Source organism: Faecalibacterium sp. AM43-5AT (assembly GCF_003603345.1).
In the GTDB taxonomy this organism is placed as follows: Bacteria; Bacillota; Clostridia; order Oscillospirales; family Ruminococcaceae; genus Faecalibacterium; species Faecalibacterium taiwanense.
Genome location: NZ_QVGZ01000003.1, coordinates 47830 through 71331 on the forward strand (window position 1 = coordinate 47830; position 23502 = coordinate 71331).

18 protein-coding genes are annotated in these 23502 nt (G+C 49.1%); 2 read left to right on the forward strand and 16 right to left on the reverse strand.

Going from position 1 to position 23502, the window contains the following annotated elements:
• Positions 1 to 209: 209 nt before the first annotated feature.
• The 3 genes from DW937_RS05425 to DW937_RS05430 all read right to left on the reverse strand — a co-directional run bounded on the left by DW937_RS05425 (position 210) and on the right by DW937_RS05430 (position 3009).
• On the reverse strand, positions 210 to 1256 hold the full coding sequence (locus DW937_RS05425) for a Fic family protein (protein ID WP_097776854.1): 1047 nt from the start codon (positions 1254 to 1256) through the stop codon (positions 210 to 212).
• Between the two features lie 177 nt (positions 1257 to 1433).
• On the reverse strand, positions 1434 to 1607 hold the full coding sequence (locus DW937_RS14875; RefSeq protein WP_165852893.1) for a hypothetical protein: 174 nt from the start codon (positions 1605 to 1607) through the stop codon (positions 1434 to 1436).
• Between the two features lie 217 nt (positions 1608 to 1824).
• Positions 1825 to 3009 carry an ATP-binding protein gene (locus tag DW937_RS05430; protein ID WP_120120356.1) on the reverse strand — a complete coding sequence of 395 codons (1185 nt, stop codon included), beginning with the start codon at positions 3007 to 3009 and terminating at the stop codon, positions 1825 to 1827.
• Between the two features lie 380 nt (positions 3010 to 3389).
• Here DW937_RS05430 and DW937_RS05435 point away from each other — a divergent pair, with 380 nt between their 5' ends.
• Positions 3390 to 4361 (forward strand): hypothetical protein, encoded by a 972-nt coding sequence (locus DW937_RS05435; protein ID WP_120120357.1) that lies wholly within the window; start codon positions 3390 to 3392, stop codon positions 4359 to 4361.
• Here DW937_RS05435 and DW937_RS05440 read toward each other — a convergent pair.
• The 13 genes from DW937_RS05440 to DW937_RS05505 all read right to left on the reverse strand — a co-directional run bounded on the left by DW937_RS05440 (position 4330) and on the right by DW937_RS05505 (position 22645).
• Positions 4330 to 7155 carry a transporter substrate-binding domain-containing protein gene (locus DW937_RS05440; RefSeq protein ID WP_120120358.1) on the reverse strand — a complete coding sequence of 942 codons (2826 nt, stop codon included), beginning with the start codon at positions 7153 to 7155 and terminating at the stop codon, positions 4330 to 4332. The genes DW937_RS05435 and DW937_RS05440 overlap by 32 nt on opposite strands.
• A 158-nt stretch (positions 7156 to 7313) precedes the next feature.
• Complete coding sequence (locus DW937_RS05445; protein ID WP_165852894.1) at positions 7314 to 8651, reverse strand: DUF4832 domain-containing protein; 1338 nt, start codon at positions 8649 to 8651, stop codon at positions 7314 to 7316.
• Complete coding sequence (locus tag DW937_RS05450; RefSeq protein WP_097776860.1) at positions 8644 to 9309, reverse strand: DUF4956 domain-containing protein; 666 nt, start codon at positions 9307 to 9309, stop codon at positions 8644 to 8646. The genes DW937_RS05445 and DW937_RS05450 overlap by 8 nt, the downstream gene beginning before the upstream one ends.
• Positions 9310 to 9335: 26 nt before the next feature.
• The gene (locus DW937_RS05455) at positions 9336 to 10118 is read right to left on the reverse strand and encodes a polyphosphate polymerase domain-containing protein (protein WP_097776861.1); all 783 of its coding nucleotides are present in this window, start codon (positions 10116 to 10118) and stop codon (positions 9336 to 9338) included.
• A complete protein-coding gene (locus DW937_RS05460) occupies positions 10105 to 11904 on the reverse strand; it encodes a CotH kinase family protein (protein ID WP_120120360.1) in 1800 nt (599 codons plus the stop codon). The genes DW937_RS05455 and DW937_RS05460 overlap by 14 nt, the downstream gene beginning before the upstream one ends.
• The gene (gene pelG, locus DW937_RS05465; protein ID WP_118527517.1) at positions 11901 to 13391 is read right to left on the reverse strand and encodes an exopolysaccharide Pel transporter PelG; all 1491 of its coding nucleotides are present in this window, start codon (positions 13389 to 13391) and stop codon (positions 11901 to 11903) included. The genes DW937_RS05460 and pelG overlap by 4 nt, the downstream gene beginning before the upstream one ends.
• A gap of 3 nt (positions 13392 to 13394) precedes the next feature.
• On the reverse strand, positions 13395 to 14810 hold the full coding sequence (gene pelF, locus DW937_RS05470; protein WP_118527519.1) for a GT4 family glycosyltransferase PelF: 1416 nt from the start codon (positions 14808 to 14810) through the stop codon (positions 13395 to 13397).
• Between the two features lie 5 nt (positions 14811 to 14815).
• Complete coding sequence (locus DW937_RS05475; RefSeq protein ID WP_120019958.1) at positions 14816 to 16675, reverse strand: DUF2194 domain-containing protein; 1860 nt, start codon at positions 16673 to 16675, stop codon at positions 14816 to 14818.
• Positions 16672 to 17466 carry a hypothetical protein gene (locus tag DW937_RS05480; RefSeq protein ID WP_120019959.1) on the reverse strand — a complete coding sequence of 265 codons (795 nt, stop codon included), beginning with the start codon at positions 17464 to 17466 and terminating at the stop codon, positions 16672 to 16674. Before DW937_RS05480 ends, DW937_RS05475 begins: the two co-directional genes overlap by 4 nt.
• 103 nt (positions 17467 to 17569) lie before the next feature.
• Positions 17570 to 19666 (reverse strand): DUF4118 domain-containing protein, encoded by a 2097-nt coding sequence (locus DW937_RS05485; protein WP_120120361.1) that lies wholly within the window; start codon positions 19664 to 19666, stop codon positions 17570 to 17572.
• Positions 19667 to 19853: 187 nt separating this feature from the next.
• Positions 19854 to 20291: a DUF188 domain-containing protein gene (locus tag DW937_RS05490; RefSeq protein ID WP_120120362.1), complete on the reverse strand. Its 438-nt coding sequence runs from the start codon at positions 20289 to 20291 to the stop codon at positions 19854 to 19856.
• The gene (locus tag DW937_RS05495) at positions 20288 to 20956 is read right to left on the reverse strand and encodes an alpha/beta hydrolase-fold protein (RefSeq protein WP_120120473.1); all 669 of its coding nucleotides are present in this window, start codon (positions 20954 to 20956) and stop codon (positions 20288 to 20290) included. Before DW937_RS05495 ends, DW937_RS05490 begins: the two co-directional genes overlap by 4 nt.
• A gap of 243 nt (positions 20957 to 21199) precedes the next feature.
• The gene (locus tag DW937_RS05505; protein WP_120120363.1) at positions 21200 to 22645 is read right to left on the reverse strand and encodes a deoxyguanosinetriphosphate triphosphohydrolase; all 1446 of its coding nucleotides are present in this window, start codon (positions 22643 to 22645) and stop codon (positions 21200 to 21202) included.
• A 493-nt stretch (positions 22646 to 23138) separates the two neighbouring features.
• On the opposite strand from DW937_RS05505, the gene DW937_RS05510 reads away from it, so the two are divergent.
• Entirely contained in the window at positions 23139 to 23492 is a 354-nt protein-coding gene (locus DW937_RS05510) for a cupin domain-containing protein (protein ID WP_097774654.1), read from the forward strand.
• Positions 23493 to 23502 lie beyond the last annotated feature (10 nt).

The window sequence follows — 23502 nt, forward strand, 5'->3', positions numbered from 1 at the left end:
AATGGATACAACAAGACCCACAGATTGGGATGAGCATCCAATCTGTGGGTCTTGTTGTATCCATTTGCTGATACTTATTGATACCAATTGGTATCAATATACTGACAACCAACAATAAGTCAAGTAAATAGGGCTACTTTATCCCTTACTCAATGCGGATTCCCTTAAAATTGGCCGTATTTTAAGGGAAAGATGGAGCGATTAAGGGATTACTTCAACCGTAGGTACACAGTTGATTTGCCTGCTCCCTCGCGTTTCAACTCGCCGTTTTCAACGAGTTTCCGCAAGGAACCCTCAATGGAACTAAGGCTCAGCGAAGGGCAGAGTTCCCGGATATCCTGCTTGGTAAAGCGCCCGATCTTGTTCTTCGTAGCATTCCGAACAACTTCAATGGCTGGAAGTTTTGTTTCCACGAGGGCAAAGCGTTCTTCAAAATCGCGGTATGCAGAGAGAATGGTTCCCAAAATATATTTGATGAATGGAACAACATCCTCTGTGCCCTCGTACCATCCGCTTTGCGCCTGCGCAAGAGCTGAATAGTAGAGGTCTTTGTTCTTGGCAATCTTGGCTTCAAGTGAGATGTATTTCCCGACATAGAAACCGTTCTGATACAGCATCAGGGTCGTGAGAAGGCGGCTCATCCGGCCATTGCCATCGTTGAACGGATGAATACAGAGAAAATCATGGATGAACACAGGAATTGCGATCAATGGTTCTACTTCAAAGTTCCCGATCACACGGTTATATTCTTCGCAGATTCGATCAAGAGCCGCTGGCGTTTCGTAAGGAGCCAATGGGGTGAAAAGAACTTCGCTATGTCCATCGGGATAGGTTGCGCTGATATAATTCTGTACGTTCTTCGTCCGTCCTGCGACGGGGTTGTTCATGTGGCTGTACAAAACCTTATGCAGCTGCAAAATATAATTCTGCGTAATCGGAATCACATCAAAATTTTCATGAATGAGGTTCAGGACATCACGGTAGCCTGCAATCTCTTGTTCATCACGGTTGCGCGGCGTCGTTTTTTCCTCCACGAGCTGCTTGATTCGGGTGCTGGTGGTCACGATTCCCTCGATGGCATTGGATGCTTCGGTGCTTTGCACCTTTGCAATCTCCACCAGACGTTCCAGCTCTTCAGGACGCTGCTTCAAGTAAAGTTCCTGCTTACCCGCTTCTTTATAGATTGCAGCAATATAGCCGAGAATCTCGGAATCCCATTTTTGCTCTTTGATTTTGGAGTAATTGAATGCTCTCATGCCCTTACCACCCTCTCTTTCCCTTAAAATATACTACATTTTAAGGGAAAAGCAAGACGATTAAGGGATTCTGCTCTAAAAAAGTTGGACATTCGAGAAGAACAAGCATATACGGCAGCAATGCCGCCTTAAAGTGAAAAGGCGGTGGTTTTTGCCCTAACAATGATATAAATGATATTAATTGGTGTCAGCTGACTTCTGATATTCAGCCATGATTTTTCTTGCCCTGCCACGAGTAGTGTCCTCAAAGGTCTCATCTTCGCTGAAGCGCAGCCAGAAAGGGTCTTCCATCAGGCAGGCATTGGTGCGCTTGACAATTTCCCATGCGTTGTAGTCGGGCAGTCTCATCATCTCCAGAATCTCTTTGCAATCCATCCGATTTCGGGGAAAATGCGTTTCTTTGCCCAGACGACTACATCGACCAGCGGCACCTTGCGGCTGTTTCCAATAAAAAGGTTCAAGGGCAGGTCGTACTATAGCACGCCCTCATTAACGCAGAGATACTGCCTATCTTCGCTCAGATGAGCGATTTCCCGTTTATCTAACATCAGTTTCAGGTAAGCCATATTTATACGCTCCTTAATAATTCTTTCCTCATGTGTGGAATCGCCCCATACCGGCCTTGCAGATAGCCTTTGGCGATGTTCTCGCCTTTCCGCGGGGAGAATTCCGTCAAAGCATAAATATCGGTCTGCATGGTCTTTTCGTTCTTCTCTGCAAACCAGATCTGGTCACGGCGCAGCAGGGTCAGGTCGAGAAGGCCATTATCATGGGTGGTGAAGATAAGCTGGGCGTGGTTCGTATTGATGGCAGTATCCTGTACCATCTCGATCAGATGTCGGGTCAAAAGCGGGTGCATACTGGATTCGATCTCGTCTACGACCAGCACGGCTCCGGATTCCAGAGCGGCCAGCCACATTCCGATGCGGGAGAAGAAACGCTGTGTGCCGACCGAATCCAGCCCCAAAGGAAGCCAGAATCCCTTGGAAGTGCCCTCCCTGGAATCCAGCGTGTGCAGGGCAGAGATGACGGGTTCGTCCTTGGAGCCGGTAATGCGGATGTCCTTGATGCCGAGGTCTGCGCACAGCATTTCATGCAGGATACGGCTCTTTTCAGAGCCGCCCTGCCGGATAGCAGACAATGTGGCATCCAGCCGCATTTCTGTTCCCATAAATCCTGTCAGTTTTTCAAAAAACCACAGATATGCCTTCTCGGTCTGCGGACAATTCCACTCGTTGGAACTGGATAGGTACAGACGATTTTCGGCGGTTCGTCCAGAAAGTGTAAGCTGTTCTTGGACGTTTTCACGAAATTGGTAGCTGCTTCCCTCTCTGGAAAAAATCAACGCTTCCCGGCCATTTGGCCAGTGATAGAGATATTCGGTCAGGACTTTGGACTTGTCAAACGAGAACCCATAGGCATACTTGATGCCGCCATAAAAATAGATGGCTTCAAAGCTGGTCGGTTGTGTAGGCTGATTGGTAAAAGCAAACGGTTCCTGCGGAAGCGGTTCACCCTTCAGCAGCTTGGCATATCGGCCGCAGACCATTTCCCGCATGAGCAAAAGAGCATGGAGAACATTGCTCTTTCCGGCCGCATTTGCGCCATACAGTGCCAGCACAGGCACAAGCTGTTTCTTCTCGTCCGGTGAAATCAGGCAGTCAGCCAGACTTTTGTCCGTGGATGCTTTCAGGCTGATAATGGATGTTTCCTTGATGGAACGGTGGTTGGTGACTGAAAATTGAAGCAGCATCGCAATTCCTCCCAGATGATTTTCTGAATCCAGTGTACTCTATTCTAGGCGGAAACTCAAATTTTAATTTTGAAATTTGCAAGCATCATGCAAAAATCAAGAACAAAACTTGAAATATCAGCTTTTGATACCGCTCAGATACTATCAAAGATTATTCTGCGTACACGATCTCCCTCAACATTACCTCCTCGGCCGGTGCTTTCAGCTCGGTCTAATTTAAAAACATTCTTGAGCTCCGTTCGACAAAAACACATTTCCTAGTTCGAGAGATAGTTATTTACTATTTTAATGTTCGATAGTTGCACTATATGTTGAAAATACGCAAAAGAGAGAGTATACTTCTGTAAAGTAAAATTGAGATGCAATGGAGGAATCAGAATATGAATAATCATCATGTGGAAGATGATGGATTCGCGGTATGGGTTGTTCCTATTGATAAACGAGACGGATCATGTGATGTTGACCTTCATATAAATCAGTGGATTATGCCAAGCCGAAAAACGTCTTCAGTGAAAGTATTCTCTGATTTTGGTATAAGAGTTAGTCACGCGCACAATATAAGTAACATTTGCTTTTTTGTGCCTTTTGATATGAAAGAGAGTTATACGGATTTATCTAAAAAATTGAAAAATCCAGATATCTCACGCGGAATTTTTAACACGAATTGCACAATAAATGCGAATGATGGAAAAAATATTTTTGAATTGAGCTATAATTCTCATCAATCAAACGTTTTAGAAATGATCCCCCGTATGAAGGGGGTAAATAATGGGGTACTTGTGACCTTTGATTTGAAATCGATCATTGACAGTTTAACAAAAGATGAAGTGTATGTGCGCTTCAGAATCAAAAATAGTAAATTAGGTGTTTTTTTAGAAAAAGAATCTAAAATGATTGAGTCATTTGCAACCCTTTTGTCGAGTCCGATTATTAAAGAGGGTTATTCTTATACTATACGGGTTAATGAAATGCGCTGTCTGCCGGATGAGATCAGACGTGATATTTTTTTGCAAGAACAAAAAGTAAAGAAAATAATTTTGACGGTTTGTATGAATGGTCAACTTCTTATAGACAACAATACGTGTTATAAAACTCGTACACTTGAGAAAGCACTATACAAAGATTATATACCATCCAATTTTATCTCAGAAAATTGTATGGTATACCAATGGTTGCAAGAAAAGCCTAATGGAAGTCATTATAATTTAACTACTACATTTTATAAAGAATATATCAATAAAAAGAGCTTCCTTATATATGCAATATTTGTCGTTCTGTTCTCAGCGTTAGGTGGAGGAGTTGTAGAAATAATAAAACTTATTATTTCACATACCTTAAAATCGTTTTTATAACTTCATCCATCACAATCGGCTTTGACAAATGTGCGTTCATTCCTGCATCCAGTGATGCCTGAACATCTTCTGCAAATGAATTAGCTGTCATTGCTATAATAGGAATGTTTTTTCCATCCGGTCTGTCATTCATTGCCCTGATTGCTTTTGTCGCTTCATAACCATTCATTTCAGGCATCATGACATCCATCAGGATTACATCAAATGTGCCTTTCGGATGATTTCTGAACATCTCAACAGCATTCTTTCCATCCACAGCTCTTTCAACATTCATCCCGAATTCTTCCAACTGCACGGCAGCAATCTCTGCATTCAGTTCATTATCCTCTGCAAGAAGGACCTTCACACCTGTAAGATCTACCTTTTCAGAAAAACCTGTGTCTGACTTATTACATTCCTTATCTGTAATTTCCAAAGGAATATCCACAGTAAATGTGGTTCCCTCATGCTTTTTACTCTGCACAGAAATGGTTCCGCCCATCATATCCACATACTTCTTTACGATAGCCATCCCCAGTCCAACTCCGTGGTACTGCGTTCTCACATCGGAATCTTCCTGTGCAAATTCCTCAAAAACCTCTTTTGTAAATTCCTCACTCATGCCAATACCAGTATCCGAAATGCGGTAACGTATATTTATATATCCATCCCTGCCCTTTTCCTGACACTGGGCTTCAAATGTAATCGTCCCTCCATCCGGAGTGAATTTTACGGCATTGCTCAGAATATTGACCAGCACATCGCGCAGGCGTGCAGGATCCGCAAGTACATTTGGAATCTTTGCGTCTTCACGCTGAATCTTAAAGTTGATATCCCTGTTCGTAAGAAAGCCTTTTATAATATCCAATGCAGAATCTGTAATGTTTTTCACATCCGCCGGTACCGGATCGTATTTCACTTTTCCACTTTCGATATGGGTCAGATCTAATACATCATTGATCAGCGACAGTAAATACTCTGAGCTTTCGTCAATCTTTTCCAGACAATTTTTCACTTCGTCTGACGGATTGTTTTTCATTGCAATACCGGTAAATCCTATGATTGCATTCATCGGTGTCCTCATATCATGGGACATATGTGACAAAAATGCTGTTTTTGCCTTGTTTGCAGCCTGTGCATGCTCTGCCAGTTCCGCCATTTCCTCAGCTTTCTCCTGAGCCGCCTTCTGAGCTTTTTTTCTTGCACTGAGACGCACCATTATCACAGCCATAGCAGTCAGCAGCCATCCAAAAATAAGTAGAGCCCAAACAGTAACAACAGGATACAGACGGATCCAGTCAACAAATGTCAGCTCTGTTGCTTTGTATGTGGTATACTGTGCTGCAAGATCTTCAACAAGATTTTGGGGCATGGCATACATTGCTTTCGTCAGAATACCAGCCAGCGCATGGTTCTCAGTTGATGAAATCACCATGCGGTAGGTGAATGTAGGCTGTTCCAGCAGAGTATATGTCATTGTGCCCGTAGTGTCACTGTTCACAAACGCCTGTGCCATGTAATAGTAGACGAAGGCAGCATCTGCTTTACCCTTACGGACAGCTTCCATCATTTCCTGTCGGGTACTGCACATCAGTTTTTCTGCACCGGGTGCCATTGCATCTTCAATTGAATTAGATGCTGTCTGGTCAACAGTAGTAACAACATTGATTTTTCCATCAAAGTCACGCCGTGTCACCCTTGCCAGCTGCATCGTAATGAAAGGTGCAGTAATCCCCCATTTTTTCGTCTCAGCATAGTTATCTGTTTCCAGGCGCGCATCGATGCTAATATCTGTAGTTTCCTTATTTTTCTGATAAGCAATATACTCATCTCTGGTGGCAGGTGTAAGAAACTCATAGGAAATCCCGACATAGTCTGCAATTTTCCGGAAGTAATCCGGGATAATACCCTTCATCTCACCATTTTCATTATAAGAATATGGATAACGGGTCGGATCACACAGAACATGAAGCGGGTTTTCCTTGGAATACTGTGAAATTATACTTTTTTCTTTCTCCGTATATTCCAGATTCTTAGTTTGTATGCTTTCATAATTTTTATTACGAAGCGTCGTTTTCCAGTCACCCTCAACTGCATTCATCTGGTCGATTGCATAATTGATCTCATTCAGCAATTCTGTATTACCTTTTTTAACAATGACATAGAAATCGCTGCTGTCAAATTTATCCACGATACGCTCATTGTTTGTTTTTCTCATAGAAGTGGCAGCAATCGCATCAACATTTCCGCTCTGAAGAGCTTCCTCCATCTCTGCTGTCGTATCAAAATAAAATGGATCATATGTAAATCCTTTATTGTCTGCAAAATCCGCAAACTCTTTATCTCGTGAGCTTCCGTTCAAAAATGCCACACGCATACCGTTGTAAGTACTGTAATTGCCATCCACAATCGTGCTGTTGTCACTGCGGACGGTCAGAATCCCATTATTGGTTCCGATCGGACGTGAAAAATCAAACGTTTCTTCTCTTTCCGGTGTTTTGCGGGGAGATGTTACCATATCAATCTCGCCATCTTCAAGCATCTGCTGCATATCATCCCAGCTCTTATCATATCCGACATATTCGTAATCTACATCCCAATAACGGGCCATCAGCCGAAGAAAATCATAGCCATACCCACTGCGGTTGCCTTCTTCATCCATCACATGATAACCATCCATGGCAAAGAAACCGACTTTGACAGTTTCATGCTGCGAACTGTCCTCGGCTGCATATGCAGTCAGGGGAAAAAACATCATACACACGCATACAAAAACCAGTAACACTGCCACATATTTCTTTGCTCTCAAAATCATATTAAATCTCCTGTCTGGCAAATATATTTCTCTATGTGTCCTTTTCCTGCTTCGCGCATGTACGGCAGGACCGCCTTGTTCCCATTGACTGTGCCGAAGAAGTTCACATCGAACTGTGCCTTTGCCTGATCAAGCGGTGTAATGATACAGTGGAACAATTAAAACAAAACGGTTCGTCCGTTTTGTTGCGGTGCATTCATAGCAAATCGCACGGCATCACGGTCGGTCATGGGATCTACAATGCCAATCGTCAGGTGCTCCTTGTGAAGCAATAAGAGCGCCCATAGATCAACTTCCTTCAGAACAACCTCTACGGTCTGCGTTTCGCCGGGCATCAATTTCGGAAGAGAAAGAGGAAGCTGCACCGTGCTTAGCGTGGTACCGTCTGTGCTCTCCAGATAAAGATTCGCTGCCCAATCCCAATAAAATGGGGCGGCACCCTCATTTGCCACAGTCAAGGTGACCACAGCTTCTCCGTCATGCGGCATCAGCTTCAGTGTTGTCACACGGAGCCGGTAGCCCAAACGCTTTAAGACCGCCTGATATCCCTGTGAATATGCGGGCTGTGCTGCTTTCGGACCAAGAAAGCTCATGTGAGAAGCATCCAATAGCTGCAGTGTGCGGGAAAGCTCTGTGTCCAGCAGCTCCTCCATCGGCAGGCTGCTGGTAAACTCGCCGCCTACGGGCGCATCCTGCCAGAAATTCTGCATAGCAGAAAGTCCATTCGCTTCTTTGCCGTACCAGCCGCCGTTTTTGATCCAGTTCAGCCACTCATTGGTGTCCTTTTCGTGGCCGGTCATATCGTTGTAAAGACCAAGCCGGTTACTTACAGCGATGTTGAACGGTCGCCGCATCAGGAGCTTTGCATTGGAAAATGCATTCAGATAGTCTGTTGCATATTGATCCCGAATGGTTTCGTCCGGCATAGGTACAAGACCATCGCTGCTTTTGATATGCCATTCGCCCCAGTGGCCGAGACTGCCCAGTTCTACATAAGTCACAAAGCCATCTGCGTCAAAATGCTCGGCCAAGGCTGAAACAACTTTATGGTGTGCGGCACGAAGGATATCGTTTGCATAATCCGGGGAATAACCTTTGCCATACGAGGTACTGTACCAGCTGCCATCGGCAGTCTGAGCATATAACCACTCCGGAATATCAAGGTGCTTCTTCTGGCCGGGTACGTCACAAACGAACCGCAGTACCAGATGGATGCCCTGCTCGCGCAGGGCGGCAAGTCCGTACCGCTGTTCGATAGCATCCCACGCATACTGGCCTTCCGTTGGTTCCACCTCTCGCCATGTCAGCTCCAGATAGCGCAATGTGGCATTCGGATGGTCCGTACTGCCTGCCATTGGAGCGTAGCCGACCTGTGCGTTGGCAAAGGCAGACGGATCTTCCTGATAGGTACGCGTGCAGATCATATTCCGAACCATACCAAACCCCACCCCAAGCAGACAAACCGCAGATACGAAACCTTTTGAAAGCTTATCCATGGTATTCGCCATTATATTGGATCAGTGTAACATCCTGTACGCCATTTACGGCGCGCAGGCGATCTGTAAATTCCAGATTCGGGTCTTTGCTGAATACCTCTACCGCCATTTCGGTGCTATCCTTGCGCATGGTCTTGGACTTTACCACAAATTTGCAGCGGCCAAAGGCACGAACGATATCGTCTTCTGCGTCTGTACCAAGATAGTGAATGACAGCAATGTACACTCTGCCTTTGGCCTGCCAGTGGTAGAAAAAGAGGATCATCCCGATCATGACAACGGCTGTTACAAGGCCCAATGCGTACATACCGGCACCGGCTGTAATGCCGGTAGTGATCGACCAGAACAGGTATAACAGATCCAGAGGGTCTTTGACGGCAGTACGGAAGCGGACGATAGACAACGCACCGACCATACCAAGGGAGATGACAACGTTGGTACTGATGGCCAGTGTTACCATGCAGGTCAGCACACACATGCCAACCAACGTGACAGCAAAGCTGCGGGAATATACAACGCCGGTATAAAACTGCCGATAGACAAGATAGATGAGGATTCCCAATGCCAGTGCAGTCAGCAGGGCAAGCGCCAGTTTGGGAGCATCGTATTGGGTAAAGGTGTTCAGGACGGATTTTTTGATAAAGTCTTTTGTGCTCATGGGCGAAAGGTTCCTTTCTATAGGGCTCAGGTCTCCTGCCAGTAAGCAAATCCGTTCATATAGGCGGTTTTGTCACAACAGAGGACATATTTTGATACAGCCGTAAGCTCCTGCGCACGGGGCGGCAGAAGATTCCGGACGATTTGGGGCAGATATTCTGTAAATTTTACTTCCATTACCAGCTTACCCGGTTCCAGCACCGGAAGCGCAGGAAGCGTGGAGTCGAAGATATCCCGGCTTCCAACCGCGGCGCGTACATCCGTATCAAAGGTGATGCGTACCGTACCGGCATCCATGATCCATGGCTCGCGGTCGTAGTCTACAATAACACGGGGACGCAGCATGTTACAGATACACTCGGTATAGAACTCCTGACACAGGCGGTAACGGCTATGCAGGAGAAAATCATAGTCCCCGGCGAGAATGGAATCAAACTCTGCGTGGGTCAGAGGCGCGGCTTCTTTATAGATATAACTGCCAAATTTTTTCTTTCGCTCCAGCTTGATGCTGCGGTCGCTGCAGTTATAAATGCGGATGCGGTATTTCTTGCGCAGCAGCACGCCGGCATCCTTTTCTTCATAAGCGGTGTTCCAGTAATCGTCAAAATATAAGCTGCGAATGAAGTAGCCGCCGTTCGTTGCATGGGGGTCCAGTTTGAGGATAGGGGACATCCGCGCGGTCAGCTCGGCCTTGTCAGCCCACGAGATAAGATACTTTAGTTCATGACGATAGTGCTCTGTGCCTGTGCATCGTGGAGGAGCCAACAACTGATGATACAGCATCGATATCTGAGGCTTAGACATCTTCATAGGTGTCCTCCGCAATGCTGCCGTCCGGCTGGACGTAAAAGCAGAGCATGCCATAATGCTTGCCTGCTTCGGTAACATAGTAGTCAAAGGCATCCTGCGTATAACCAGAGGCATTGGTCGCTCTTACGCGCAAAAAATACTGCCCGGCCGGGAGCGTATCCATGGTAAGCTCTGGCAGGATCAGATTCTCCTGCCGAAAGAACGTAGTCGTAAACAGATAATCCTTTGCAAGCTCAACAGTATAGTAAATGTTTTCAATCTCGAAGTTATAAGAGGGGTCCCAGGTCAGCAGAAGGGAGCCGTTTACCACCTGCGGCTCGCCAATATAAAATGGCATGGGTTTGCGGTAGCTCTCCCAATAGTAATTATAATTTTCATCAATTTCCGGCCAGATACTTTTCAGGACCTCTTCGTATTCGTCATGTGTGATGGGAACGTTCATTCGGTCCGGCATCTGCCAGACATATTTTTCCGTTACGCTTCGGTAATGCTCCATCATGGACTGAATGCGTTCCTCATTCATGTAAGCATAAAGCTCCTTCATGGCGGTATCCAGCATATCGCGGTAACTTTGCGTTTGCAGACAGCGCCGGAACAGGACATTGCCCCAGTAATTGCTTACACCACGTTCCCAACTTTCGGAGTCGGAGAAGTTAATGATCTCACGTTCCCGGCGGCGGAGCATACCGTCATTGTCCCAGTCCCACAAGTACCATTTGCTGGAGTTTTGAGGGCTGTACAAGTAGACGTTGCGATTTTGGGTGTCCGTATTGCCGGTTAACAACTGAAATGCCATCCAATATGCAATGTTTTCTTTATCAAAGTACGTTACAAATAGCTCATCGTCCATAGAAGAGGATTCATCATTGAGAACATCCAGCATTTTGATCAGTTTGGAATGGTCGCTGTTTCCTTTTATCTCCAAGTGCTTTTCGAACGCAGTTTGGTCATATGCTGGGTCTGTTGTAAGACGAATGACATCTTCATATCGGTAGAACTCAAAAGAATTGATTTTATACAGCTGTCCGTTTGGATCCACACCGTGCGCCTTAAGGGCTGTTTTATTCAGCTGTTCTACCTGCGTGTACAAACCATAATCCTCAAAAACACCGCTGGCGCTATCGGTCAGATCCTTCACATAAAGATGAACGAACTGGGTGCGCAAGCCCATCATCTGGTCGATGCCTTTAATAAGGTCATAGGCCATTTTGTTACGGAAGCGCAGTCCCTCACCCTGATGCTTATTCAGTGCGATCGTGCGCTGGCCTCGCCAGCTGCCTTTGTTTTTCTTTAATTTGACCTTGTAGTTTTTCTGAGTATAACGGCTGGAAGTCTGACCGCGTATTTGTACCGTGGCATTTGGGGCAAGTGTATCGTAACCAACTTCGCCGGCAAGGGGGCCGTTTTCATCGCCCACCTGCAAAAGACCATTCACCTGATAGCGTGCTACGCCCATCGCCGTGTAGTCGTAAGCGGAATAATGGTTGATCTCTGCCCAGCTGTGGTTTGTATTTTCGCTGTCATTGCCGCGGCTCACGGTAAGATACATCGTCACAATGCCGCTGTCATCGTAGACGTTGTACAGCTCTGCGTTGTCGCGCAGGTGGACACTGTTGATTTCAGATGCGGGAGCCTTTTCAATGGACTGGTTGCTTTCTGCACTGGCGGCAGCGGATCCGGCGCTGTCACTTTCCACAGGTAAAACTGCGCAGCCTGCGCACAGACCAGCCAGCGCAACGCTCAACCCCAGCATCCTGCGGCGCGAAATCAGAAACTCCTCATTCATGTGATCGATTTTCCCTCCTGATGGTCTGCCTTGCTGTTTTTGGCATCCTGTTTTTCAAGAAAAATGCCAAGGCGTGTAAAAAGATGTTCTTTGGTTTCGGCTACGATAGGCTGCTGACCCAATACCCGATAGGGCAGGTTGGCGGTAAAGGCATCCAGACGAAACAGAGCAACCAGATAAAAAAGCGCTGCACCTGCCAGAAATCCGAAACCATAAAATGCTGTGTTGAAGAGCAGTGAGAGCAGGGTAAAGGCAGTGGTGCTGGCTGCAAACACAGCTGCCGCCAGAACAGCACCCAGATAATCTGTAAAGTAAAGCAGGATCAGCAGCACCGTATTGCCAACGGCGTATAAGCCGTATCCCACGCACAATGTCCGGAAATAGCCATGCATCAGATCATTGAAGCCAAGCGGTAAAAGATTCAGCAGCGTGCCCGCCAGTGAAATGACCCCTGCCGTACAGAACAGCTGCTTGAGGGCAGTGAAGCGAAGCTCCCGGTTGAGCACTGCCAGCATTTCTTCTTCAGCGGTAACGATATCGCCCACAACACCGCCATCGTTGAACAGGCTGTAATAATCCCGGTATTTCGGATAGAAGTTTACCTCTACAGACACCACAAAGTTGATGCTGGTGATCAGGATGCTTAAAAAGGCGATCAGAGCCGGAACGTCGTAGTAAGGTGCGCCGTAAAACAGGCCCTTTACCTGCACGCCAATCGGCCCGGACCAATACAGGACCAGATGGGAGAACAGGCCGAGGTTTGTGCACAGGCCGGTAAACGCCAGAGGCAGAAACCGATCGACCCAGCGCAGAAAGGTCCATGGGCTGTCATCACTTTGCGGGAAATAGCGGTAGAGCAGCACCACATCCCACACCATCATCAGGCCATACCCCATCGTAATGGAAAACAGCATGCCTTCCAGTACAGGAGCACCCAGAATAAAGACGAGCAGATATCCCAGCCCGAAAGACAGCGCGATCGCCGCCAGAAAAGAGCACAGGATGCCCCGGTAATCTTTGATAGCGGTCAGGTAGCTCATGCCGTTCCAGTTCAGGATCATCTCGGCAAACAGCCATAAACATAACAGCCCCTGCAGGAGCGTTGCTCCGGAGAACAACAGAAAGATGCCGTACAGGGTGCAGCCAATCAGCAGCATCAGGACGCTGGATCCCCAGAAAGAGGGGAGAATTGCATCCTCGCGTTCTTCGTACAGCATATCGGCCAGATAACGGGTCACAGGCATGGAGAAAAAGCTGGTGACAGTCAGCGAGGACAGCAGCGTATAGGTGACCATACACACCAGCAAGTCCTGCTGGGTACGCTCGGCCCCGGCCCAGCTGCACAGCAACAGAATACCAAGCTGCAGCGCAATACCCAGCAGCATCGGTCCGGTGCAGATGATGCCGGCATAGCCGTAGGCGCGCAGCCATGCAAACAAACCCTTGCGCCGAAATAACTTTTTTAATTCAAATCCGATTCCTGCCATTTGTTACTCCAAATGAAAATGCTCTGCAGTTGCCTGGTACATCTTCCGATAGTTGTCTAACATTTGTTCGTGATGAAAATATCGGTCTACGCGCTGCTGACCGATGCGCCCCATTTCTTCCCGACGGGCACGGCTGGCACACATCCGTTCCATGGCATCCGCCAGACCCTGCCGGTACATGGGCGGCACACAGTACCCTGCTACCCCCAGATCATCGCCGGGCGCGCCTTCCAGCAGTTCCCGACAGCAGCCCACTTCAGTCGTCACGCAGGGGCGGCGTGCAGCCATGGATTCCAGTACGGAAAGTGGCTGACCTTCCGAGATACTGGTCAGGATAGTAAAGTCCAGCTTTTGCATGTACTGCACCACGTCCACACGTCCGGTAAAGATCAGATTGTCCAGCCGGAGCTGCTTCACCAGGGCATAACACTCCTGCGCATAGTCCTCATCGTCCACGCCGCCCATGATGTGCAGGCGAACCTGCGGAACCCGGGAGGAAAGCTCAAAGAAGGCGTAGATCATGGTTTTGATATCCTTGATAGGGGCCAGACGCACTACAGCGCCAATATCGACCCAACCGTCCTCAGGCTTGAGCGGGATGTCGCAAAAGCGCTGATACTGCACGCCATTGGGGATAACGATGCATTTGCTGCCATCACAGCCCATTTCGATCTGAGTACGGCGGGCGTTATAGAACAGACTGCTTACCCGGAACGCTCTGCGGTAGATATCCTCGGACAACATATAAAAGAAGCGGATCCAACGGCTTTTGAAAGAGGGAACGACCCAGTCGGCACGGATGATCTCTTCTTCGCGCTCGCGCGTATAGATGCCGTGCTCTGTCAGAAGCACCGGCGCATGGTTCATGCTGCCGCCCAGACAGGCCAACAGGCCGCCATATCCGGTGGAGATCGCATGATAGATCTGCGCTTTTGGCACGCGTCCGGTCAGCAGGTACAACACCGGCAGCAGCATGGAGCGCATGGTGTGAAAAGCGTCAGCATAGGGGACATAGGGATATTCCTCCAAGCAGATATCGGTAAACAGTTTCATAAACTCCCGGCTCTGCAAAAAGGAGAGAGGATGCACCTTTTTCTGCTGAAACAGCCGGAACAGCACGTCCCAGTCCGGCGTTCCGAGCCGCAGTAATTCCCGCAAGGCAGTACGCTCTTCTTCGGTAAACAAAACGGGCACATGTTCTCCGTGCAGGCGTAAGGCATCGTCCAGAAATACCTCTTCCACCTCAACAACATTGGATGGAAGGTCGTAGACGAATTTGCCGCGTCCTTCCGCTTTTGCGCCAATGACCCACAGCACAAACTCGTGCTCCTGCATGGCCTGAATATAGGCGTGCATCCAGGTGGAAACACCTCCATGCACATAAGGGTAGGAACCTTCCAGAATCAGACAGATCCGCATTCAGCTCATGCTCCTTTCCGCTCAATGTGCACCGTTCCGGCGGTGGCCTTCAGCAAGTAGAGATCTCCGGTCAGGTGGGTCAGCTCGCCATTTGTTACCCGGCCGGGCGTTCCTTCATTGGCACGGAAGAAAAGCCATGCTTCATCGATAAAATTGCCGAGATGCAGGGTCCACGCGGTGTCGGTGCTGTCCAGCGCAACGGTCAGCTGCGCGTACCGTTGGATGGCACCGGAACACTCGGTCCCGGTCTGACGGCGAAGATCCGGTGCAGAGGTGCTGAGCCATTTCAGATAGTCCTCCAGACCGCCTTTGTACACTTCCCAGCCTTCCGCTGCACCGCGGTCTTCATCCAACAAGTCATCCGGGTGCATAAAATGCGTGCTGACATAGTGCATATTCAGCTCACTCATAGCCGCTAGGCGCATATAAGTATCACCAACCATACCACCGGACACGATACGAGGCTGCTCCACGATACCATCCGTTGCCACACCGAACTCCTGTACATAGGGCAGATCTGTGCCGTCTTTAAAATAGGTGCTGGCAATGGTACGGATCTGCGGAACTTTTGTGCCAAGCACCCGTCGGCCTTCGGCAGAGAGAATGTTGGAGGGCGGAACATATACCGTGCCATTCGTGTAAGGGAGAACGGTTTGCTGAAATTCAATCAGCTCTTCCATGGCGGCTGTAATGGCTTCTTCGCTGGGCCACTGCCGATAGGCGTACAGACCCTTGTAATCGGTATTTGGCAGCACCAGAGGCTGGTGGTTGTAACCGTGAAACCCTATCTCGCCGCCCTGCCGCAGCAGAAGGCTTCCAAAATAACGAAACTGCTGTGTATCTTTTTGACGCGTCGGTTCATCCACGGTGTCATCCTCGTAGTTTTCAATCATGACACCGGTAAAACGAACTCCGTATTTCTGCGCCAGCTGCACCAGATCCGGCCACCAGACTTTGCTGTAAAAGTCGCTGATGCTCATGCTGTAATCTCTGCGGATATAGGTACCATCACCGCCGGGAACAGGAGAAGGAAAATCGTCCAGATAGAACACGGAACCGTTAATGACAGGGTAAGCAGTGGCATCGCATAGCAAGCTGAAGGATGCTGCATAGATACCGCGCATGATTTTGTCGTAAATGCCGATATTGTCTACCACGATTCTTCCGCTGCCCAGTGAAACACTCCACACCAGCGGCGTGCCCTCGTCTCCGGTACGGGCATGCACTGTGGCTTCTTCCCGGAGGCTGACACTCAGAGCGGATTCAAACGGGTCGCTGAATTCATAGCGCTGTCCACCGCCAAGCATAAATTCCTCCGCAGGAACGATGCTCTCTGCAAGTTTATAGTTCCAGGAAGAGGAAAGCACACCCAGTTTCAGAGAAATCACGTCAAAATAGGAGGTTTTGCTCGGCGTCATAGCAAACAGGATGCTGCCGCCCTGTTGTGCCCAGTTCATCAAAGTGATCAGATCCTGTCCCAGTACATCCAGATCAGGCACTAACACCACAACCGTCTTGTAATTGGAAAAGTCCGGAAGGAGAGTGGACGATTTGGAAATATCCACTGTCTGTGTACTGACTTTCATGTCCAGAAGGATCTGATCAAACTGCTTTTTTGCCTCGGACACATTGTCTTGGGTACTGTCATACAACAGGAGATTGGTGACTGGCTGGCCAAATAACGCATTTTGAGCCGGCAGCACAGAGGTCCGGCTCAGGTAATCGATCTTGAAATTGGTTGATGCATACTTTATGCCGCAGCGCTCTGCAAAAAGCACGCCGGCAATCAGCAGAAATACCAGCCAGATCAGCAGCAGTTTGCTCCAGCGAAATTGTTTTAGTTTTGATAGAAAGCGGAGTTTCATTTGGAATCCTCTTTGCCATACCAGAAATTTACGATTTCCTGTCCTTTGGAGGTAAGATAGACATTCTGCTCCTTGATTTTGTGCAGAATGTCCTGGATCGCAGTGCCATTGTGCAGTATGGCGGCCATTCGCAGCTGGAGCAGCCAAGGCTCTTCTCTCTGCGGCCAGCGTTCGGAAAGTGTGTCAATGGTCTGGCGGGCGGTATCATATTCCGCTAAGTCTAACTGGACAGAAGCCAGCTTGCACCCCAAGGTAAAATCCCGACGCGTGCCGATGCGTTTTTTCAGCAGCCGCTCCAACTGGCGCTGCTGGATCTCGGCCGCACGGCCCTGCACATACCCGGATTCGATGTAGCTTTCCAGATAATCGCAGTAACTGCACAGGATATCAGGGTCGTCCGGGTCAGAAGCATATTGCTGTTCATGCTGTTGCAGTGTGAGATCAGCTTCCTTGGAAATTTGCGCCAGAGCAGTGGAAGCATAGTGCACAACCTCACTGTCGTTATTCAGCCGGGCCTGCTGCAAAAGGTGATAATAACTGGTAGGAGCTTCTGTCAGAACTGAGAGGATCAGCTGCCGCTTTTGAAGGGGGTTGTTTACCAGAAGAGCTTCTTCCAGCGGAATGACCTGCTCCTCGTCTGCGTTTCCGGGAACAAGAATGCTTCGGTGGATCTCTTCGTTGATGTGCATTTTTTCCAACGTCTTTTCCAGCAGGTCATCGCCAAATAATGCCCGGTTGGTGTGCAGGATCAGAACACACAAAGGTCCCCAGATGGGGATCAACAGAATCACCGGAAAAAAGTATCCCTTTATATCCAGAATGCCGCAGCGTATAAGCAGCCATAGCACAAGACAGACCAAAAGATGAAGAAGTAACAATACCAATGTTGAAATACTAGCATTCATTAGCAGGATCCTTTTTTGCAGCAGCGATCAGGCGGTGCTGTCCATCCAACGATACAGATGTGACCTGAAATCCTTTTTCGGCCATGCGCTGGGTAAGGAGCGGCAGGTTTTCCTCTGTGGCCTGATTCAGCAGCAGGTAAACGTTCTCGTCTGTGCCAAGTCCGGCAATATCGCTGCTGCGGATGCTGCGCTCCAACTGCGCATAAAATTCCTCTGAAGTTGCAAACTTACCGGAGACGCGCAGCAGCAGATGCTGCGCCATCTTGTCCTCCTGTAAGGTGCAGGCGTTTGCGAGCTGCTCCGCGAATGGCACGGGCCGCATCAGACAGGTGCCCGGAAGATACCATGTTTCCTGAATGGCGCTTTCATATTCAAAAGCGCGGATCAGTGCGGTTTCTACCAGACCACACAGGATGCGGAACAGGTTCTGATAATAGAGTGTCATCTGGTTTTCCCCGGCTGTCCGCAGGCTGATGAGCACTACGATCGAACCGTTCTGGCGTACACCGGCTGCATACATGGGAAGATCCGGAGCAAACGTCCGATTGACCCACACACCATCCTGTTCAATGGCACGAAACACATCGATGTATTTATCAACGGCAAGTGAACGGGCAGGAGCAGGCTGCAATCCGGAGCTTGCTGCGGTCAGCCGCGCAAAGGCATACCCCTTTTCCAAGTGATAGATCGTGAGGCTGTGGTTTTCCAAAATATCTTCCATGACCTGTATGGTCTTGCGGTAAATCTCCTGCGGCTGCAGGGTGTTCAGCTGCTGCGTTACAGTATAGATCTTTCCAAAACTGTCTCTGCGGCCAAGGATCTGATGCCGGAAAAGCTGCTTATCCTCCAAGGTGTCCTCATAGAGCTCCTGCGTAAATTGAAGCCGCTGCCGCAGCAGGTTGTTTTCATTCTGTACAAAGCGCGAGGTTTCCGTATTGCGCAGCTGCACATATCCGCAGGAAGCACCTATTATGAAATAAATAAGGAACGGCAGCCAGTAGGACGGCTCGTAAAACAGCAGTACAAGCGTCATTCCCTGCCGAAAGTATCCGAAAATCAAAGAAAGAGACGCGAGAAAAGCTGCAAACACACCGGCGTTCAGGCCGTATACAGTGCCGATAAGCATTACGAAAGCCAACCGGAAATCAACCATCTGGAATTGCGCGTCTGTGTGGGTAAGCTGTACCAGAAGTTCCGTGACCCCCGATGCCAACAAGATCTCGAGAAAGCGCAGCAGCCGGATCTGATTGCGCAGAGTATCGACTATCCGGTGGAGCAGCGGCTTTTTCGGCGTTTGGCTTTTCTGCCATGCATGATAGATCTGTGGCAGGTCGTCCAGCAGACAATAGCGTTGAAACCACCCATATCGGTTGCGTACCACCTTGTCGTCTGCAGGATACGTCTGGAGCGTATCGGTACCGTAGGTCACTTCCAGTGTCGGGCGTAGTTTTTGCAGCGCGGTGCCCAGCATCCGGTAGTCGATGTGAAATACCCCCGGAAGCGTGAAAAGCTCCGGCTGAGGCGTCCATGTATCAAACACGCGATTTACAAGGCTGGCCAGTTCGTCAAAACAGAGTGCGCAAACAGGCTGCGCGGCTTGCTCGTCAAACGAAACCTTTTCGGTGGGGATCTGCTGGAAAAGCCGATCAAAGCATTTCGGCCCAGCTGCCGAAATGCTGTAGATGTAGGGAAGCCGGAAAACCTTGACCTGGATCTTGCTTGTTTTTGCATAGTGCAGACAAAGCTCTTCTGCCGTTCGCGTCAGTATGGATTGACTTGTGGGCGGTGTCAGGACGCTCTCCGGGCCGGAAAAGTAGATCAGCTCCACTTCCTTCTCCCGGAACTCCTGCAAAACGCGGCGAAGCCGATCCAGCTCGCCTTCCGGGTTGTTGTGAGGCAACAGATATTCTGAAAAGTAGACGATCCGGTCAAAATCGTAGGTAGTGTAAAGCCGATCCAACAGCTGCCTGCTATCCAGAATAACTGATTTTATGCGAGTGTCCGAAAGCATATCGTCTTTGCGATGTGTCGTCAGAACGTGATCATCGGGAAAGGCTTCCTCGATCCATTCCTTTGTCAGAAACATCGTGTTTCCTGTAAGCAAAACTTCCATGTCATTTTACCGTTATTGTTTAAGCTTCTGAGAAGAATAAGAGATTTTATAGAATAGTATCATATTGGGTAGAAAGTTGCAAGGACGGGTGCTGAATACAGGGAGATACAGCGAAAATCTTCTAAAAAAGACCATCCGCGGTGATATGTATGAAAATCAATCAATGTTTGCAATTCAAAATCTTTTTCAGTGTGTCCGTAAATTTCACATCCTGCTCCTTCGTCCGTTTCGCACTCCCCTTCGGGTGCTTGCCGGCACGAAGGAGCTTTTTGTTTTCGTACCGCCGCAGCATGAGGGCATCCATGTTGTCAGCAGTGTACTCCAAGCCGTTCTGATTCAGCACTCTGGCACACCGGGCAAGGCACATACTCGCCAGCCCATAGTCCTGTGTTACGACAATATCACCCGGCTTTACCCGGTTGACGAGGGCAAAGTCTACGCTGTCAGCCCCTTTATCGAACACCAGCGTCTGCGCACCTTCCCGCTCGATTTGGTGGGCGGTGTCGCACAGGATGATGACAGAAACGCCGAACTGTTTTGCAATCTGCAATGTCAAATCGACAACCGGACAGCCGTCTGCATCAATCAAAATATTCATCGGCTTTCCTCCATCGCCCACCGAAACGCCCTTGCCGTGCGCAGGTCGGTATCCTTGAAATGCCCGCCGCTGTTCCATTCAAGCGTGCAGTCTGTGCCACGCTCTATAAGCCGGCTGTGCAGGGTGCGGATGTTATCACCTACCGCAGCCATGACAGCGTTTTTCGTATGCTCTTCCTTGTCGCCAAGGCTCAGGTAAATGCACTGTGCCTGCATCGGGTGCTGCTGTTCAAACTCCATCCATCCCGGAAACCATACGGAAGGCGAAGCAGCCGCAACACCGGAAAACAACGCTGTCTGGGTGGATGCCCACAATGCAAACAGCCCGGCCAGCGAGTAGCCGCCCAGAATGATTTTGACGTTTTCCGGGAGAGGATACTGTTGCTTCAGTGTGGGAATGACCTGTTCTGTCAGGAAGCGCAGGGTTTCCGCTGCATTGCCGCCGAAACTTTCTTTGCCCCACACCGCAGGGGCTTCCCACGGGGAAAGTGCATCGTTCCAGCTTTTCACTGGAATGGCTGCAAACAAAAAGTGGTGCGCACTCTGTGCAATAGCGGCAACCTCGCTTTCCATGCTTTGCAGCTCGTGTTCGCCGGTCATTTGGAGCAGCAGGTATTTTGCATGGGCTTCGCCGTAAATGCGGCAAGGTCGGTTCCCGAGTTGCATTGTCTGTGCGGTCATTGCAGCATCCTCCCGAAAATTTTCGATAAGCCCAGTATAGCAACTGAAAAATCATTTTGCAATTCAAAAGGCGTTCGCATTCGCAAGCAGTGTCTTCGTAAAAAAGCTGGCACCTGATTTGAAGTTGTGCGAGGCTTCCAGAGTGATGTATCAGCAGTTTTTGAACGATCATGCCGTAGCCCATAAGCGGCAGACGAACCGGGCACGTGGGATCTGAACATGGCAGCGTTATTCAATACCGCTAAGCTCGCGGTACAGCGTGCGGGCATAGGAATCTGTCATGCCGCTGATATAGTCGGTGACCATCAGCAGCCGGAGGTACAAGTCAAAAGGTTCCGTGCCGGTTCGGGTGTTTTGGTAATCCTGCTTGTAATTGCCGGAGAAGATGGCGAGAAGCTTTTTGTCGGCCTTGGAAGGTGCCTGTCCGTCGGTGCAGTATGCAGAGTCATAGTACAGCACGGCGGGAACAAAATGATCCAGCAGAAAATCGAGAATGACCTGTCCGGACAGCTCCAGTTTCAGGATACCGGGCGTATCGAAGGCAAATTTCCGCATGGCCCCTTTCAGAATGTCAATGGTGATGGCGTGATTGGTTCCTTCAAACAGATCACCGCAGTAGGTCCCGGCCATGATCTCTTTATATTTGCAGGAAAAACGGTAGATGGCTACATACATCAGCCACTGACGCGTTTGGGTGAGCCATTTTTTAAATGCAGCGCTGTCGTTTTCTGGGGTGTGGTCTGCACCGCGCTGCTTGGAAAGCTCTTGGATCTGCTCATCGGAGAAGTACTCAGGGCTTCTGTGGGAAACGATCTTTGAATGGTCATAAGAATTTGTGTAATATTCAATGAACTGGTCAAGGGTGAACAGGCCCTTTTTAAAGGCATCTTCCAGATCGGCAGTAGAGTATGCAATGTCGTCGGCTGCTTCCAGCAGGTAGGTCAGCGGATGGCGCACGATGCCTTTGTCGGGAGTGGCGGTCCCAACCGCTTCCGAGATCTGCTCAAAAGTCTTCTGTTCTGCAGCGAAGAAGCCGAGTTTGTGCTTTCGGATATCCGCACTGCCTTTATCAACGGAGCAGGAGTCGGTGGGATATTTTACCAGCGTGCTGATGATCGCTTTGGACAGATTGAGGCTGGAACCGTGTTTTGCTTTCAGCAGGATCCGCAGCGCCTGTGCATTGCCCTCAAAATTTTCCAGATCAGCGATCATCTGCTCGGATAACCAGCTGCGAAGGGGCTGTCCTTTGTATTTTACATGGTCGAGGTTCTCTTTGAACCAGTCACCGATCACGGTCTCGCCGAAATGCCCGAAGGGCGGATTGCCGAGGTCGTGCAAAAGGCCGGCGCAGAGCAGGACTGATGCGATGGCTTCGGCATCCTCCGGAACGGCAATATCAGTTGGCTTGTACTGTGTTGTGTTTTTGGAGATCATGATGCCAAGCTGCCGGGCGATCGTGGAGACTTCGATCGAGTGCGTCAGGCGGGTTCGGATGAAATCACTCTTATCCAGAGGAAACACCTGCGTTTTATCCTGCAGCCTGCGGAATGCAGCGCTGGAAACGATCCGGCTGTAGTCCTTTTCAAATGCATTGATGGGATACTCCTTGAACGAATCGGGCTCAGGAGGTTCAGAAGAAAGTTTTTCAGTTGACAGCAATTTTGCCCATTCCATAATCAGTACACCTCGCTTTTGAAACGTCGTGATCAAAAATCTGCAAAAGGCATCGGCCTTCCATCACTGCCATTATACAAAAGAAACGCTGCTCCGGCAACAAAAAACGGATTCTCTGAAAAAAACACAAAAACTGCAGCTTGAACAGGTGCAGAGTTCCAATTTATTTCGGGATCCGAAAAAAGGAAAGCGGAGTGTTATGCTGCGGTGTACTACTTCCGTCAGATGCACCCGAAATTGAATCAGACAAAAGCTTCCCTTTCCGTGGGCTGTGTGCCTGCGGCGGGGAAGCTTTTTGTATGCCTGCGGGGCAGAAACGGCGGGATATCAGCCAGATTGCACAAAACGCATTGCACAAAATTGAACAGCTTTTCAGGAAAAAATCTTGCTATTCCGCTTGCGCTCATGTATAATGGACTTAACTTGAAAGGTAGGATGTTTAAAAACACTCTGCCGTATGCTGCTGCAGATGACTTGAAAGGTGGAACATGGGATGTTGTATAAGAAAGCTTCTGAGATGAAACCCACTCCGATCCCCCATTGCATGGGCGGCGAGGGCACCGTGATGATGGAACGCCTGCTGGATGCGCCTGCCGAAATGCTGGGCAAGGGCCGCGCGTACGTGCGCCACACGCTGGCACCGGGCGTGACCATTGGCAGGCACACGCATGAGCACGAGATGGAAAGCATGGTCATCGTCTCCGGCCGCGCTGTCCACATCATCAACGGCGAGGAGCAGATCTTGGAGAAGGGCGACATCATTGCCGCCATGCCCGGCGACACCCACCAGATCGCCTGCCTGGGCGACGAGCCGCTGGTGCTGATCGCACAGGTGCTGTACGAATAAAGGAGGAGCT